This window comes from Streptomyces scabichelini, from assembly GCF_011045015.1.
GTDB classification, from domain to species: Bacteria; Actinomycetota; Actinomycetes; order Streptomycetales; family Streptomycetaceae; genus Streptomyces; species Streptomyces scabichelini.
In genome coordinates this window covers 1-14,888 of the sequence record NZ_JAAKZY010000113.1, presented here as the reverse complement: position 1 = coordinate 14,888, position 14,888 = coordinate 1, and the positions used below count along the sequence as shown (strand labels likewise).

16 protein-coding genes are annotated in these 14,888 nt (G+C 68.7%); 6 read left to right on the top strand and 10 right to left on the bottom strand.

Going from position 1 to position 14,888, the window contains the following annotated elements; all coding sequences use genetic code 11:
* Positions 1–21: 21 nt before the first annotated feature.
* Entirely contained in the window at positions 22–1,416 is a 1,395-nt protein-coding gene (locus G5C60_RS29920) for an FAD-binding oxidoreductase (protein ID WP_165264106.1), read from the bottom strand.
* 223 nt (positions 1,417–1,639) lie between these two features.
* On the opposite strand from G5C60_RS29920, the gene hemB reads away from it, so the two are divergent.
* Both hemB and G5C60_RS29910 read left to right on the top strand, forming a co-directional pair.
* A complete protein-coding gene (gene hemB, locus G5C60_RS29915; RefSeq protein WP_165264104.1) occupies positions 1,640–2,632 on the top strand; it encodes a porphobilinogen synthase in 993 nt (330 codons plus the stop codon).
* Positions 2,633–2,828: 196 nt separating this feature from the next.
* A complete protein-coding gene (locus G5C60_RS29910; RefSeq protein WP_165264102.1) occupies positions 2,829–3,344 on the top strand; it encodes a hypothetical protein in 516 nt (171 codons plus the stop codon).
* 57 nt (positions 3,345–3,401) lie between these two features.
* Here the strand turns inward: G5C60_RS29910 and G5C60_RS29905 are convergent, their stop codons facing one another.
* Positions 3,402–3,680 (bottom strand): YciI family protein, encoded by a 279-nt coding sequence (locus G5C60_RS29905; protein ID WP_165264100.1) that lies wholly within the window; start codon positions 3,678–3,680, stop codon positions 3,402–3,404.
* A gap of 23 nt (positions 3,681–3,703) precedes the next feature.
* Between G5C60_RS29905 and G5C60_RS29900 the strand changes: the two genes are divergently transcribed.
* Positions 3,704–4,399 (top strand): Crp/Fnr family transcriptional regulator, encoded by a 696-nt coding sequence (locus tag G5C60_RS29900; RefSeq protein ID WP_338145972.1) that lies wholly within the window; start codon positions 3,704–3,706, stop codon positions 4,397–4,399.
* Between the two features lie 37 nt (positions 4,400–4,436).
* On the opposite strand, the gene G5C60_RS29895 is transcribed toward G5C60_RS29900, so the two are convergent.
* The 3 genes from G5C60_RS29895 to G5C60_RS29885 are packed head-to-tail and all read right to left on the bottom strand — an operon-like array spanning position 4,437 to position 5,910.
* A complete protein-coding gene (locus G5C60_RS29895) occupies positions 4,437–4,811 on the bottom strand; it encodes a hypothetical protein (protein WP_338145971.1) in 375 nt (124 codons plus the stop codon).
* 35 nt (positions 4,812–4,846) lie between these two features.
* On the bottom strand, positions 4,847–5,086 hold the full coding sequence (locus G5C60_RS29890) for a DUF397 domain-containing protein (protein WP_165264096.1): 240 nt from the start codon (positions 5,084–5,086) through the stop codon (positions 4,847–4,849).
* The gene (locus G5C60_RS29885) at positions 5,083–5,910 is read right to left on the bottom strand and encodes a helix-turn-helix domain-containing protein (protein ID WP_165264094.1); all 828 of its coding nucleotides are present in this window, start codon (positions 5,908–5,910) and stop codon (positions 5,083–5,085) included. Before G5C60_RS29885 ends, G5C60_RS29890 begins: the two co-directional genes overlap by 4 nt.
* 113 nt (positions 5,911–6,023) lie before the next feature.
* Between G5C60_RS29885 and G5C60_RS29880 the strand changes: the two genes are divergently transcribed.
* Entirely contained in the window at positions 6,024–6,428 is a 405-nt protein-coding gene (locus tag G5C60_RS29880; RefSeq protein WP_165264092.1) for an ATP-binding protein, read from the top strand.
* 19 nt (positions 6,429–6,447) lie between these two features.
* On the opposite strand, the gene G5C60_RS29875 is transcribed toward G5C60_RS29880, so the two are convergent.
* Complete coding sequence (locus tag G5C60_RS29875) at positions 6,448–7,368, bottom strand: NAD(P)-dependent oxidoreductase (protein WP_165264090.1); 921 nt, start codon at positions 7,366–7,368, stop codon at positions 6,448–6,450.
* An 81-nt stretch (positions 7,369–7,449) separates the two neighbouring features.
* Positions 7,450–8,202 carry a DUF4232 domain-containing protein gene (locus G5C60_RS29870; protein WP_165264088.1) on the bottom strand — a complete coding sequence of 251 codons (753 nt, stop codon included), beginning with the start codon at positions 8,200–8,202 and terminating at the stop codon, positions 7,450–7,452.
* Positions 8,203–8,435: 233 nt separating this feature from the next.
* On the opposite strand from G5C60_RS29870, the gene G5C60_RS29865 reads away from it, so the two are divergent.
* Entirely contained in the window at positions 8,436–9,698 is a 1,263-nt protein-coding gene (locus tag G5C60_RS29865; protein ID WP_165264087.1) for a helix-turn-helix domain-containing protein, read from the top strand.
* 107 nt (positions 9,699–9,805) lie between these two features.
* Entirely contained in the window at positions 9,806–10,708 is a 903-nt protein-coding gene (locus G5C60_RS29860) for an SAM-dependent methyltransferase (RefSeq protein ID WP_165264085.1), read from the top strand.
* Between the two features lie 61 nt (positions 10,709–10,769).
* Here G5C60_RS29860 and G5C60_RS29855 read toward each other — a convergent pair whose 3' ends face one another.
* From G5C60_RS29855 to argS, 3 genes are all read right to left on the bottom strand, one after another.
* Positions 10,770–11,612, bottom strand: a complete 843-nt coding sequence (locus G5C60_RS29855; protein ID WP_165264083.1) for a DUF4253 domain-containing protein — start codon at positions 11,610–11,612, stop codon at positions 10,770–10,772.
* Between the two features lie 81 nt (positions 11,613–11,693).
* Positions 11,694–12,620 carry an aminoglycoside phosphotransferase family protein gene (locus tag G5C60_RS29850; RefSeq protein WP_165264081.1) on the bottom strand — a complete coding sequence of 309 codons (927 nt, stop codon included), beginning with the start codon at positions 12,618–12,620 and terminating at the stop codon, positions 11,694–11,696.
* Positions 12,621–12,989: 369 nt separating this feature from the next.
* Complete coding sequence (argS, locus tag G5C60_RS29845) at positions 12,990–14,882, bottom strand: arginine--tRNA ligase (protein ID WP_241267176.1); 1,893 nt, start codon at positions 14,880–14,882, stop codon at positions 12,990–12,992.
* Positions 14,883–14,888 lie beyond the last annotated feature (6 nt).

Sequence of the window (14,888 nt, the reverse complement as noted above, 5' to 3'; positions counted from 1 at the left end):
CGGCCTCCTTTAGGGGCGCGGTCAAGCCGCTGCCGGTGGCACCGTGTGGCCGAAGCGGAGCAGGTTTGCTGGGTCGTAGGTGGACTTGGTGTGGCGTAGGCGGTTGTAGACCTCTGGGGTCCAGGCTCGGGCGCGGTCGGGGGTGTCGCCCGGGGCGCCGTGGAGGTTGACCATGGTCAGCCCTGTGCCGTACGGAGCCATCGCCGCGTGCAGCGCGGTGGTGGCCGTTTCGGCGGCGGCGGCGATCTGCGGGTCGGGCACGACGGCGACCGCCTCCAGGACGTACCCCGCGTCCCGGGCGCAGACCGCGTCCTCGACGGCGGCGGGGCGCGCCAACTCGCCGCCCATGTGGCGCAGTTCGACGAGCAGGAGAGGGTAGCCGGCGCCTGCCGCCGGGCCGGCCTGCTCCACGAACGTGCTGATGGCGTCGGGCGTCAGGTCGCGCAGCAGACTGCATGACTCCCTCGCGGGGAGCGGGTCGTGGGGGTCCGAGTAGATCTCGTCCACGGACGTGTAGTCCATCTCGGCCACCGTGTCGACCGTCACGGGCGCAGCCGCGCGTATCGGCGCGATCAGTCTCTCGCCCTCGCCCGGGTCGCCGGTCCAGGCGATCGCGACACGGGCCCAGAAGCCGCCGCGGAGCGGTTCGGGGATCTCCGGCAGCGGTGGCAGGCGCAGCACCGTGAACGCCGAGCACATCTCGTTCGGGACGGTCCGGGTCCAGTCGGCCCAGGCGCGCAGCAGCGTCTCGGTGTGCTCGCCGGGGCAGTAGATCCCGCCGCCGAGGATGCGGGACAGCGGCAGCAGTTCGCTGACCATGGAGGTCACCACGCCGACGTTGCCCTTGCCTCCGCGCAGCGCCCAGAACAGCTCTGGCTCCTGCTCGGCGTCCGTCTCGCGCAGCGTCCCGTCGGCCGTGACGACCTGGAAGGAGCGCACGAGGTCGGCGGCGTAGCCGTAGGCCCGGCCGAGGACCGGCAGCCCGCCGCCCAGCGTGTAGCCGACCGCGCCCGCGTCCGTGGAGGAGCCGGTGAGCGCGCCGAGCCCGTACGGTGCGCCCGCCGCCAGAACGTGACGCCACTTCGCACCGGCGGCGATCGTCGCGGTGCGCTCGCCCGCGTCGACGCGTACGTCGGTCATGCGCGCGGTGTTGATCAGCAGGCCGCCGTCGATCGGGAAGTTCGCGCCGTGCCCGGTGGACTGGACGGCGACGGGTGTGCCGGTGGCGGACGCCCACCGCATCGCGGTTACGACGTCGTCGGCACCGGTCGCTCCGACGACCAGGTCGGGGGTGTGCCGTGCGGCGAGGTTGAAGCCGGTGACTTCGTCGGCGTACCCCTCGTCGCCGGGCCGTAGCACGGGGCCGTGGATGTCGGAGAGGGCGAAGAGGTCGGGGAGGTGGTCGGCGGTGGTCATCGCGTCCTCCGGGGAGCGCGGGCGTGCGGGCTGCGCGGTGGAGGGGACCTATTCACCGGCAAGGGCCCTTTTCACCGGCAGGGGGGCCTTTTCACCAGCATGGACCCGTGGTTTGGGGTTCGCATGTGGAGTCTGATCGTGGGCGCGGAAGGCCCGAAAACGCCCCGTGATCCCCGACTCGGCGTCGGCAAAGGTGGTCCTGATGCGGGCGTAGCGTAGGGGTATGACGAAGTACGGATCCTTCCCCGGTACGCGGCCGCGGCGGCTGCGTACCACTCCCGCCATGCGCCGCATGGTCGCCGAGACCCGGCTGCACCCTGCGGACTTCATCCTCCCCGCGTTCATCCGCGAAGGCGTCAGCGAGCCCGTGCCGATCGCCGCCATGCCCGGGGTCGTGCAACACACGCGGGACAGCCTGAAGAAGGCGGCGCTGGAGGCCGTGGAGGCCGGGATCTCCGGGATCATGCTGTTCGGCGTGCCGGAGGAGTCCAAGAAGGACGCCATCGGGACGCCCGGGACCGACCCGGACGGGATCCTTCAGGTCGCCATCCGGGACGTACGGGCCGAGGTCGGCGACGAACTCCTCGTCATGTCCGACCTCTGCCTCGACGAGACCACCGACCACGGGCACTGCGGGGTCCTCGACGACCAGGGCCGCGTCGACAACGACGCGACGCTCGAGCGGTATGCCGAGATGGCCCAGGTGCAGGCCGACGCGGGCGCGCATGTGGTCGGGCCGAGCGGGATGATGGACGGTCAGATCGGTGTCGTACGCGACGCGTTGGACCAGATCGGCCGCGAGGACGTGACGATCCTCGCCTACACCGCCAAGTACTCGTCCGCCTTCTACGGCCCCTTCCGCGAGGCCGTTGCCTCGTCGCTGAAGGGCGACCGCAAGACCTACCAGCAGGACCCCGCCAACGTACGGGAATCCATGCGCGAGCTGGCCCTCGACCTGGAGGAGGGGGCCGACATGGTGATGGTCAAGCCGGCGGGGCCTTACCTCGACATCCTCGCGCGGGTCGCGGATGCGGTGGATGTGCCGGTCGCGGCGTATCAGATCTCGGGTGAGTACTCGATGATCGAGGCCGCCGCCGAGAAGGGCTGGCTCGACCGGGACCGGGCGATCCTGGAGACGCTGACGGGGATCAAGCGGGCCGGCGCTCAGAACATCCTGACGTACTGGGCGACGGAGGTCGCGCAGAAGCTGCGCTAGCGCCGCTTCTCGGCTCAACTCGCGGGCTACGCGACCGACTTGGTCACGCCTGTTCAGGTCGTACGGGACGAGGTGCGAGGTGCTGCCGAAGCGCGGCGACTGCTCGGCAGACGCCTTGACTCGGAGTCCGGCGGGCCCGTGGCGTACGTACCGGCCGTGACCAGGCGTTGAAGGGTTGCGAATAGGCTGGCATCCCATGGAACTCTGGGGCGTACGTTTGTATGGGAACCCTTGCCGCGACTGCGGGTTCGATTGGGCGTTGACACCGCTTGATGCCGTAGCGCAGGTGAGCCGCGTGCCTGAGCGCTATGCGGGTCTGTTGAAGGGGCGCCGGGGCGATGAGTTTCATCCGGAACTCGCCTGGAACGTTACGGCCTACGTCAGCCATGTGACGGACAATCTGCGTACCTGGGCTGAGCGACTGGTCGGTGCACGTCTTTCCGGCGCACGCAGGGTCCCGGGATATGACCAGGACCTCTTGGCGAAGGCCCGTTGCTACAACGACATTGTTCTGGAGGGGGCCTTGTGGTCGCTCCAAGGAGCTGCCCGTGCCTGGGTCGAATCCGTGTCGGCTGCGTTGGATGAGGGCGTGGTTCTTGAGCATGCTGCTCGCGGTATCCAGCGTGCCGAGGACGTCGCGCGCAACAACGCCCACGATGCCGCCCATCACGCCTGGGACATCGAGCGGATTCTGACCTATGGCGATCGGTAGTCGGTAGTCGGTAGTCGGTAGAGCGTGAACTGAGCAGGGTCGGTTTTGTACGTGCCCTCACGAGGCTCCCGGCCTGCCAGGTGTCACGAGTGGGGTCCATTCCCGGATGGTCAGGACACGCACTCCCGCCGTGTTGTAGTACGGGTCGGCGGCCATGATCGTGTCGAGTTCGGGGCGGTTCACGTCGAAGATCAATACTGCGCCGCTGTCGTCTGCCCACGGTCCCGCGGCGATGAGTTGCCCTTCGGCGTGCAGGCGGACCAGGTGCTGTCGGTGGGTGGGGCGGGCGGTCAGGCGTTCCGGGCTGTCGGTGAAGGCGAGTTCGAGGATCAGCATGGCGTTGACGGTACGGTCGGGGCGTGAGCAGGTCTGTATCGGTTGATACACCCGAGCAGTGGCGGGCGTTGAGCGGCGTGCCGTTGCTGGCTTCCCTTCCGGACGCCGCGTTGCGGGAGTTGTGGCGGTATTCCGTGCCGCGTACGGTCCCCGCCGGGCAGGTTCTGCGCAACGTGGGAGATCCCGCCGGTCATCTCCTCCTGCTGTTGCGTGGCCAGGTCGCCGCCACGACCACGACGAGCGCCGGGCGCGTCATCCGCTTCGGGGAATGGGCGGCGCCCTGCGCACTGGACAAGGTCGCCGTGATCGACGGGGGAGGACATACCGCCACTCTCACCGCGCTCATGCCCTGTGCCGTACGGAGCTTGCCGCGCGACCGGTTCCTGGACCTGGTCGACGACGTGGCCTCGGTCCGGGCACACGTGCTGCGCGTACTCGCCGGTCACGCACGGCGGCAGCAGGAACGGCTCGCGGAGACGGCCACGCTGCCCGCCGAGGCCCGCCTTTCGGCCTGGCTGCTGGACCAGGCCGCCGCCGTACCCGGCTGCCGTGTGCCGCTGCCCGGCACCCAGCAGGTCCTCGCCGATCTCCTCGGCGTCACGCGCGTCACCGTCAACCGTGCGCTGACCCGCCTACGGCGCGACCACCTGATCGAAGTCCGGGGCCGCATCATCGTCGTTCTCGCGCCGGAACTGCTCGAACTCCGCGCGCGGGGCTGAACGGGTCGGCAATCTGCCAGTTGTCGCCGACGCAGCGTCAGGCGGTGCGGGCGTCCCGTTCTTTCAAGCGGGCGATGTCCTCCGCGTGTTCGCTCAGGCGGACGCTCACGATGCCCGTCGTGAAGAGGATTGCGCCGACGATCGAGACCGGGACGGAGAGGGCCAGTACGGCTACGGCCTCCGGCCAGTCGCGTTCGGACTCGCAGGTTTCGGCTCGCCAGGAGCCCTCGTTGGCCGTGCCGAGGTCGGTGAGCAGCCGGGACTCGCACTCGTCGTGGTTGACGGTGTCGGGCTCCCCCACCTGGTACGGCATGAGGAGCAGCACGGCGCACCAGACCCACAACAGCCCCGCGACCGACAGGAACCCGAGGCCCCAGGCACGCAGCCGCCTGGAGCGCTCACGGAAGGCCACGTCGTGTTCGTACGTGCGTGATGGCATTGCGGTGGTCAGCGGCTCGCGTACGCCGTGAAGGCCGACCAGGACTCCGGGGAGGTGGTGAAGGTGGGGCCGGTGGGGTTCTTGGAGTCGCGGATGTGGATGGCGTGGGGGCAGGTGGCCACCTCTACGCACTGGCCACCCTCGTCGCCGCTGTGGCTGGACTTCCGCCAGGTGTAGGCGACTTCGAGGCAGGCGCCGCCCTCGTCGCCGCTATAGCTCGACTTGAACCACTCAAGTGCGGTGCTCATTTGTCTCCTAGTAGACGGTCGAGCAAGCCCTTGGATTCCTGAGGAGTCAGGGCCTGTGATCGCAGCATCGCATACTTGCGCGACAAGATGGACACCTCATCTGGGTCGGAAACCCACTGGCTGCCGCGCTGGCTTTCTGTGTACGCCAGGTGCTGGTGATCGGGTGTCTCCAGGAGGATGAAGGGGCCGTTCAGACCTGCGTGCGCGGGAGTGCTCATTGGCAAGAACTGGAGGGCAAGCCCTGGGAGTTCGGCGCAAGTACGCAGGTGACGGTGCTGGTCGCGGCGGACCTTTGGGCCTCCGACACTGATGTGCAGTACCGGTTCCCACACGATGAAGCTCATCGTGGGCGGGCACTTGCGGTGCAGGATCTCCTGGCGCTCGACGCGGGCCGCCGTCTTGGTCTCGATCTCGTCCTCGTCGTACGCCGGTACGCGTTCCCGCAGGACCGCGCGGGCGTACGCCTCGATCTGGAGCAGGCCGGGCAAAACCATGGCGTCGTACCAGGACAGCGCGATGGCCTCCCTCTCATGCACCATGTACTGCTCCGCGAACAGCGGGAACTGGTCGATCTCCGGCATGTTCTCGACACCGGCGACCAACGCGCCCTTCAAGTCGAGGAGTTGGTCCACCGTCTCGGCGAGGTCCGGCATCAGGGGGCGTCTGCCCTGTTCGATCGACGCGACGGTCCCCTCGTCGACGACGAGCCGCTCGGCCAAGGAGCGCTGTGTGTAGCCCGCTGCTTTGCGGGCCGCCTGAATCTGCGCGCCCAGCATGCGCATGGCCGAGAGGTTCCTCTTCCGCGGAAGCTTCCTGGAGTTCATGCTTGCCTAACTCCCCACACCCACCCGTACCGACCCCGTGTGAACCCGTACAAAATCCCAGTACGGATTCACTCCCTGATCAACGGTCGTGACTCTACGCGACATTCGTTGTCGTGGATGAAGCAAACCAACTTCCGTACCAGCGCGAGCGGTTCTACCGGCGCGACCGCCGATCCGTGCCTGCCGCCCGGCAGTTCACCGCGTGGGCGCTGGACGACTGGGGCCTGGCCGAAACCGAGCGCAGTGGTGATGTGTCGCTGTGCGTCAGTGAGTTGGCCACCAACGCGCTGGTGCACGGGGTGCCGCCCGGGAGGGGATTCCGGCTCTGTTTGCGGTACGACGGGGGCGTACTCCGTGTCGAGGTGCACGACAGCGGCGGCGGCACCCCGCGCGTCGCCGATGCAGACGCCGCCGACGGAGGTGGGCGCGGGCTGCTGCTCGTCTCCGCGCTCAGCGACAAGTGGGGCGTGGGGGAGCGGGATCCGGGCAAGGTGGTGTGGTGTGAGTGGGGGCTATGAGCGGGGGGCTATGACTGGTCTATGACTTGCTCGGGGCCTCCGCGGCCAGGAGGTCGACCAGGCGGGACAAGCCGTCGTGGGCGTGGCCCTCGGCTATCGCTCGGTCGAGCAACTGGCTCATTGGGGCGAAGAGTTCGGGGCGTACGCCCTGGTCGGTGAAGGTGTTCAGGAGGTTGGGGAACGCTGCCTGATTCACCGCCAAGGTGGAGACGTCCGTCAGGTGGTTGCCGCTGTCGATGGCTTCCGCCGTGCCGGGGACCAGGCCGTTCGTCATGGCGTTCAGCCAGTCCGTGAGCAGCGGAGCGAAGTCGCGGGCCGGGATGTCCGCCGAGCGGATCAGGGCGAAGGACTGGGCCATGCCCATCACCATCCCGTACATGCCCGTCAGCAGGGACAGGTCGTAGAGGGACGCCAGGCCGGGGTCCGTGCCGGTCCAGCGCGTGCCGCCGAGGGCGGCGAGTGTCGGGCGGTGTGTCTCGTACGCCTCCTGTACGCCGCTGTAGAGGACGTACGCCGCCTCAGTCGCGATCATCTGCGGTACGGCCATGATGCCGCCGTCGACGTACGCGATGCCGTGCTCCTCCGCCCAGGTCGCCAACTTCCTTGCCTGGACGGGCGTTCCGTTGGTGAGGTTCACCAGCGTGCGGCCCGCCAGGGCGGTCGTGTGCGGGTGGAGGAGCTCGGTCACGTCGTCGTACGTCGTGAGGCAGACCAGGACGAGCGGGCTCGCGGTGATCGCCTCGGCGGGGGTGCCGGCGGGCGTCGCGCCCTGGGCCGTCAGCGGGCCCGTCTTGGACGCGGTGCGGTTCCAGACGGTGGTGGGGTGGCCGGCCTTGAGGAAGGCGGTGGCCAGGGCCGTGCCCATGAGGCCCAGGCCGAGGACGGTGACGGGGGTGTTCGCAGGATTCAGTACGTCGTCGTTTGCTGCGTTCGCTGCCATGTCGACCATCCTGCTCACCTGTCCCAACTTGCCACAAGTACCGACTATTTGGTCAGGTACTCACCTTTTGGTAAGCCACCCTCACCAGGCGAGGGCGTCGTCCATGGTCGACTGCCAGTACGTGACGGTGAGTGAGTCGTCGACGGCCACGCCCTTCGCGGGCAGCGACGGGCTGGCGCTCGCGCCGCTGCCGAAGTGGACCGTGAGGGACTTGGCCGTGTAGCCGTTCGAGCCGCTGCCGTCCGCGGACGCCAGGAGCACGCCCGCGTAGCCGGACTCGCCCGGGGCCAGCGTGACCACTGCCTGCGGCTTGGAGTCCTCGAAGGCCGGCGGGACCGACTGTGCCTCGCCGAAGCGGACGGCGGGGTAACCGGTGAGATCGCAGTTCTTCGAGCCGGTGTTGGTGACGGTGAGGAGCATGTGGTTCAGAGGGCGGGAGACCTCGGTGGCCGTTGTTTTGGTGTTGGCACCGGAGCAGGCGACGCGGGTGGTGGATGCGTCCTCCCCGTCCGAGCCGGAGCCCTTCGAGCCCGTTGAGCCGGTTGAGCCCGTCGAACCGCTCGTTCCCGTCGAGCCCTGGGAGGAGCCCGCGGTTCCCTGCGCGTTGCCCGTGGTCGTGCCCTCGTTCGCCTGGTCCTTGTCCTTGTCCTTGTCGTTGCCTGCGGGCTTCGCGGCAGGCGTGGACGTGGAGGAGGATGCGGCGGACGCACCCTCGTCTTGAGCACCTTCTCCGCTGCTGCACGCCGTCAGCGTCAGCGTGGCGAGTGAGAGTGCGGCGGCGGCGAGCAGGCGGGTGCGGGCGGTGCGGGCGGTGCGGATGCTGCGTACAGACATGATTGATCCCCGTGTGTGTGATCCGGATGTTTCGATTCAGTCCTGGGCCTTGGCCGCTCGGCCGGGGGCCGGGAGCGGCGTGCTTGGATGACCACAGCTTGTGCGGTGATCCGTCCCGGCCGCCACGATTGCCGGGGCATTCGGGACACTGGAATGCTGCAACGGCTCTGACCTGGGGGAATGACCTCCCCCTGGAATGCTGATCTGGGACACGGGGAGATGGAGGAACGGCGGTGGGGGACGGATTCTCGGATCTCCTCGGGCAGTTGAAGGAGCGGTCCGGGCTCAGTTACGGGGTCCTGGGGAAGCGGCTCCACATGAGTGCGTCGACGTTGCACCGGTACGTCAACGGGGATGCCGTACCGACGGATTACGCGCCCGTGGAGCGGTTCGCCCGGCTGTGCAAGGCGACTCCGGAGGAGCTGGTGGAGCTGCACCGGAGGTGGGTGCAGGCCGATGCGCTGCGGGGGAAGAAGGGGGTGCCTGCTCCCGAGTCGGGTTCCTCCGCTCCCGAGCCGGACCGCTCTGTACCCGAGCCGGACTCCTCTGCACCCGAGCCGGAGGCCGTGCCCTCGCCGGCGCGGCGTCGGCGTACAGTCCTCCTCGCCGGTGCGGCCGTGGTCGCCGCCGTCGTGTCCGCCGCGCTCGTCGTGAACCTCGTGCCCGGCGACGACGACAACGGCCAGGGCAAGGAGCGGGAGGGTGCCGTGGGTGCCGTCTCGTCGACCGTCGCCGAGAGTGCCGGCGGCACCCCGTCGGCGGACGGGAAGCGCAAGTTGCCCTCGCCGTCCGCCTCGCGCACGGCCGACGAGGACCCGACGGCCTCCGCCTCACGCACCACTGGAGCAGGTGGCGGCCAGGGCGCCGGTACCGGTACCGGTACCGAGGACGGCGCCACCGCGCCCACCGTCGACGTCAACCCGTACAAGTGGGAAGGACCGTGCAGTCAGCACTACCTGGTGAACCGGGACCCGGAGCAGGTGCCTCCGCCGCCGACCGAACCGGACGCGCGCGGGTGGGTCGGCGCGCTCGGCGGGGTCGCCGCGGGGGAGCAGCTGCTCGAGCTGACCGTGCAGGGCACGGGGAAGGCCACCGTCGTACTCAAGAGCCTGCACGTGCGGGTGACGGAGCGAAGCGCGCCGCTCGCCTGGAACGACTACACGATGGGTGTCGGCTGCGGCGGCAGCGTGGAAACGGCGTCGTTCGGCGTGGACCTCGACGCGGGTCGGCCCGCGACGAAACCCAGGGCCGGGAAGCGGGACTTCCCGTACAGCGTCAGCGAGTCCGACCCCGAGGTCTTCTACGTGTTCGCGGATGTGCAGGCGCACAACGTGAGCTGGTATCTGGAGCTCGACTGGTCCAGCGGGACGAAGAGCGGGACGGTGCGGATCAGCGACAACGGCAAGCCGTTCCGTACGAGCGGAAGGGCGGGGCGGCCGTCGTACCAGCAGCCGATCGGCGCGAGCGCGTGGGAGACGGCTCCGCCGCCGGAATGATCCGCCGGAGTGATCCACTGGTCGGGCACTGGTCGGGCACTATCAAGTCGCCCTAAGAGTTAGGTTGTTGCCGATTTAATCAGCGTGAGCGCAGAGGGAAGGTCTCCATGAGCGGTGATGCTCTCAGCCAGGACCCCGCCGAGCTGAGAAGGAGGATCGACACCACCAAGGCGCACCCGGCGCGCGTCTACGACGTCTTCCTCGGGGGCAAGGACAACTACCCCACGGACCGCGCCGCGGCGGCCGCGGCACTCGCGGCCAACCCGCGCGGCTACCTCGACGTGCGGCACAACCGCGACTTCATGCGCCGTGCCGTGACCCGGCTGGTCCAGGAGGACGGCATCCGGCAGTTCCTCGACATCGGCACCGGGCTGCCGACCGCGGAGAACGTCCACCAGATCGCCCAGCGGATCATCCCCGAGTCGCGGGTCGTGTACGTCGATCACGACCCGGTGGTGCTCGCGCACGCGCGCGCCCTGCTGACCAGCGGCTCCGAGGGCAGGACCGACTACATCGACGCGGACTTCAAGTACCCCGAGCAGATCCTCGAACAGGCCGCGAAGACGCTCGACTTCGACGAGCCGATCGCTCTCGCGCTGGTGGCGATCCTGCACTTCGTCGACGACGAGGAGGCCTACCCGGTCGTGCGCGAGCTGATGGACGCGCTGCCGTCCGGCAGCCGCCTCGTGATCAGCCACATCACCGAGGACCTCAACGCCGAGAGCGTCCGCGCGGTCCAGCGGACGTACACCGAGCGCGGGTTCACGTTCGTGCTCCGCTCCAAGGCCGAGGTCGAGCGGTTCTTCACGGAGACGCCCGGCGTCCAGCTGGACGAGCCGGGTGTCGTCCCCGTCCACCACTGGTACTCGGACCCGGCGCCCGCTCCCGAAGCCGTGGACCCGGCCTACTTCGAGACCCTCGACGACATCGAGAAGATCCGCTACCGGGACATCAACGACGTGACGGACGCCGACATCAACGTCTACGGGGCGGTCGGCCACAAGGCCTGACAGCGAATACTCTCCGTTCTCTCATTTCTCTCAGTTCTCCCCGTTCTCTCAGTCCCACCTCTCAGTCCCACCAGAACGACCAGGAGCGGGCGCCGAGCACCTCGTGCTCGGCGTACGCCCGCAGGCTGTTGTGGTGGCCCTGCGTGATGTTGTCCGGGCAGAAGGCGAAGTGCTCGGCGGCGATGGCCTCGGCCTCGGCGAGGTTCTCGGGCGGGGCCGCCACGGAGACGACCAGCTGGTCGAAGGTGAGCGCCACGACCCGGATGCCGAAGCGGTCCTCCCAGGAGCGGAGGACCGCGCACAGGCGCGCCACGTCGCTCTCGTGATTGACCGGCCCGCACCAGCCGATGGCCGCCGGTATGTCCGCGCTGCGGCGGGCCGGGACGAGCGCCAGGTGCGGCTCTTGCACCCGGACCGTGCCGCCCGTGCCGCCCGTGTCGCTCGCAAGGGAGTCGGCGACCTCGGCGGCACGCGCGTCCGGATCGGCGTCGAGCGGCCCGGCCGCGGCGAGTCCGGCCCAGTCGACTGGCCAATCGCCTGGCCAGTCGCCGTCCGTCGCGTAATCCTCCGCGAACTCCTCCCAGAGCTCGGCGAGTACGTCCTCGGGGTCATGGTCGCCGGGATACGACGACAGGTCCGGGTTCAACTCCCATTTGTCCGGGTGCGATTCACCCATGGCGGTGCCGCCGACCAGGACCGGGTGCAGTCCGGCCGTGCGCCGGGCGGATGCCGATCGCAGCCAGTCGCCCGGCGTCGCCGCCATGTCGGCCCGCCACAGCAGGGGCTCTGGCCAGGACCCGTAGACCGTCGTGTCGAGCAGGGCCCCGGAGGGGAGTTGAAGCCCGAGCGAGCGGCCGGCCGGGTCGGCCGCAAGCGTCGGCAGCTGGTTGGGAAGTGTCGCCATGAACGTGACTGTAAGGCCGGCCACTGACAACGGCCCGTCAGCCCGTGCACAGACGCATCAGCCACCCGTGCACCGAGCTCATCAGCCCGTGCCGAACCATGTCTCCGCCAGCGCGTCCAGCGTCGGCTTCGGGGGTGCGGGGAGTTCGCGGAGGTACCAGGGCAGGTTGCTGTAGATGTGCAGGAGGGCGTACGCCATGAGGGTGCGCGGGTCGAACGGGGAACGGCCGTACGCCTCGTAGAAGCGCTTGAGCAGGCGCGGGTCGCCACCCGTCACGAACAGGCCCACGCCCACGAAGTCGTACGCCGGGTCGCCGACCATCGCCGGTTCGAAGTCGAACAGGCCGGTCAGGCGCCAGCCGTTCGGGTCCACCGTCAAGTGCTGGCGCATGAACTCGGTGTGCAGGAGCACGCGTCGTGGCGGAGGCGGCAGCGGTACCGAGTCCAGGAACCACGGGATCTGCTCCAGCCACTGCTCCGTCAGGCCGACGGCCCGCTGCTGTTCGACCACCTGCGCGCGCTGCGCGGCGATCAGCTTGCCCCAGTCCCCCGGGCCCACGGCGGCCGCGAGCGGCGCCGGGTTCAGTGCGTGCAGCGCGGCGAGGGTCTCGCCGGACTCCGTGACGATCCGGTCCTGGTCCGCGGACGGGATGCGCGGCCACGCCTCCGCGAGGCTTTCGCCGGGCAGGCGGGACATCAGGACGTAGTGCCAGCCGTTCTTGTACGCGCCCGCCGAGTACAACTGCGGTGTGGGCAGAGGGAGTTTGCCGTACAGATGGCTCAGCACCTTCTCCTCGCGCACGCACTCGGCGCGCTCGAAGGCGGGGTACAGCTTCAGCACGTGGGCGTCGCCGATGGCGTACACCGGCAGCGAACCCTCCTCGAAGCGGACCATCCGCTGTCCGGTCAGACCGAGTCGTTCACACAGATCCGCGACGGCGGGGCGCAGCAGCGCCTCGTCTCCGACGACCTCGTCCAGCTCCTCGCCGGTCTCAACGAGTGGCAGCATGGGTGCTCTCCCAGCTAGCGATCCAACAGGGCTCTGATTTCCCCGGAGTTGGGGTCCCTCGGAGGCGAGGGCCTGCGCCGCCCCGCAGCATCGCATACTTCGGGACAAGATCAGACACTTCAACCTTTGGCCATCACTTGACGGGTTACTGAGGAGGGGACGGGGCGTATGCGGTACGGGAACGTGAACGACTGGGGTTACTCCCTTGCCGTCGACGGCATCGCCGGAACACAGACCAAGGCCGCGTTCGCGGACTTCAACTCCATCGGCTGCTGAGCCGAGCGAACGCCGCGGCCCGTCCTCCCTCGGGGGAGAGGACGGGCCGCGGTTCCGTTGGATCTCAGACGGACCTCAGATCTCAGATGGATCTCAGAGGCGCTCTGGCGTCCTGATGCCCAGCAACGCCATGCCCTGGTGGAGCGTGCGGGCCGTGATGTCGCACAGGAACAGGCGGTTCTCGACCTGGGCCGGGGTGTCCGCCTTCAGGACCGGGCACTTGTCGTAGAACGACGTGTACAGGGACGCCAGTTGGTACAGGTACGCCGTCAGCTTGTGCGGCGCGTACTCGGCGGCGGCCTCCGCGACCGTCTCCGCGAACCGGTCGATGTGCAGGCCCAGGGCCCGCTCGGCGTCGGTCAGTTCGAGCTCCGGGTGCGCGACCGGCTCGGTGGTGCCCGCCTTGCGCAGGATGGACTGGATACGCGCGTACGCGTACTGCAGGTACACGCTCGTGTCGCCGTTCAGCGACACCATCTGGTCCAGGTCGAACTTGTAGTCGCGGTTCGCGGACGTCGACAGGTCCGCGTACTTCACCGCGCCGATACCGACCTGCGCTCCGCGCTCGGCGATCTCCATCTCGGACAGGTCCTGCGCCTTCTCCCGTACGACGGCGGAGGCGCGCTCGATCGCCTCGTCGAGGAGGTCGACGAGGCGTACCGTCTCGCCCTCACGGGTCTTGAACGGCTTGCCGTCCTTGCCGAGGACCGTGCCGAACGCCAGCTGTACGGCCTTCGTGTCGCCGTTCAGCCAGCCCGCCCTGCGTGCCGTCTCGAAGACCATCTTGAAATGGAGGGACTGGCGGGCGTCGACCACGTACAGGAGGCTGTTCGCCTTCAGGTTGAAGACACGGTCCCTGATCGCGGAGAGGTCCGTGGCCGCGTAGCCGTAGCCGCCGTCCGACTTCTTCACGATCAGCGGGACCGGGTTGCCGTCCGGGCCCTTGATGTCGTCGAAGAACACGCACAGCGCGCCCTCGGAGCGGACCGCGACGCCCGACTCCTCGAGCAGGCGGCACGTCTCGTCCAGCATGTCGTTGTAGCCCGACTCGCCGACGATGTCCGGGTCCTGGATCTCCATGTCCAGCTTGTCGAAGACCGAGAAGAAGTAGATCTTCGACTCGTCCACGAACTTCTGCCACAGCGCGAGGGTCTCCGGATCGCCCGCCTGGAGGTCCACCACCCGGCGGCGTGCCCGCGTCTTGAACTGCTCGTCGGAGTCGAAGAGCGCGCGGGACGCCTTGTAGAGCCGGTCGAGGTTCGACATGGCCTCCTCGCCGGAGACCTCGCCCTCCTTGTGATCGAGCTCGTGCGGGTGCTCGATCAAGTACTGGATGAGCATGCCGAACTGGGTGCCCCAGTCGCCGATGTGGTGCCGCCGTACGAGCGTCTCGCCGACGAACTCCAGGATCTGGGCCACGGAGTCGCCGATGACCGCGGAACGGAGGTGGCCTACGTGCATCTCCTTCGCCACGTTCGGCTGCGCGTAGTCGATGACCGTGGTGCCCGGGTTGTCGGCGAACGGCACGCCGAGGCGGCCGGTCGCGTCCGTCGCGCGCTGCGCGAGGGTCTCGATGATCGCCTTGTCCGTGATCGTGATGTTGAGGAAGCCGGGGCCTGAGACCTCGATCTCCTTGATCACATCACCGGTGACGACCCGCTCGACGACGCCGGCCGCCAGCTCCCTCGGATTGGCCTTCGCCTTCTTCGCCAGCGCGAGGGTCTCGATGATCGCCTTGTCCGTGATCGTGATGTTGAGGAAGCCGGGGCCTGAGACCTCGATCTCCTTGATCACATCACCGGTGACGACCCGCTCGACGACGCCGGCCGCCAGCTCCCTCGGATTGGCCTTCGCCTTCTTCGCCAGCGCGAGGGTCTCGATGATCGCCTTGTCCGTGATCGTGATGTTGAGGAAGCCGGGGCCTGAGACCTCGATCTCCTTGATCACATCACCGGTGACGACCCGCTCGACGACGCCGGCCGCCAGCTCCCT

Bases quoted from the DNA above. Each gene is read 5' to 3' on its own strand.
- G5C60_RS29920 (WP_165264106.1), bottom strand. From the start codon at position 1,416: ATGACCACCGCCGACCACCTCCCCGACCTCTTCGCCCTCTCCGACATC.
- hemB (WP_165264104.1), top strand. From the start codon at position 1,640: ATGACGAAGTACGGATCCTTCCCCGGTACGCGGCCGCGGCGGCTGCGT.
- G5C60_RS29910 (WP_165264102.1), top strand. From the start codon at position 2,829: ATGGAACTCTGGGGCGTACGTTTGTATGGGAACCCTTGCCGCGACTGC.
- G5C60_RS29905 (WP_165264100.1), bottom strand. From the start codon at position 3,680: ATGCTGATCCTCGAACTCGCCTTCACCGACAGCCCGGAACGCCTGACC.
- G5C60_RS29890 (WP_165264096.1), bottom strand. From the start codon at position 5,086: ATGAGCACCGCACTTGAGTGGTTCAAGTCGAGCTATAGCGGCGACGAG.
- G5C60_RS29885 (WP_165264094.1), bottom strand. From the start codon at position 5,910: ATGAACTCCAGGAAGCTTCCGCGGAAGAGGAACCTCTCGGCCATGCGC.
- G5C60_RS29875 (WP_165264090.1), bottom strand. From the start codon at position 7,368: ATGGCAGCGAACGCAGCAAACGACGACGTACTGAATCCTGCGAACACC.
- G5C60_RS29870 (WP_165264088.1), bottom strand. From the start codon at position 8,202: ATGTCTGTACGCAGCATCCGCACCGCCCGCACCGCCCGCACCCGCCTG.
- G5C60_RS29860 (WP_165264085.1), top strand. From the start codon at position 9,806: ATGAGCGGTGATGCTCTCAGCCAGGACCCCGCCGAGCTGAGAAGGAGG.
- G5C60_RS29855 (WP_165264083.1), bottom strand. From the start codon at position 11,612: ATGGCGACACTTCCCAACCAGCTGCCGACGCTTGCGGCCGACCCGGCC.
- G5C60_RS29850 (WP_165264081.1), bottom strand. From the start codon at position 12,620: ATGCTGCCACTCGTTGAGACCGGCGAGGAGCTGGACGAGGTCGTCGGA.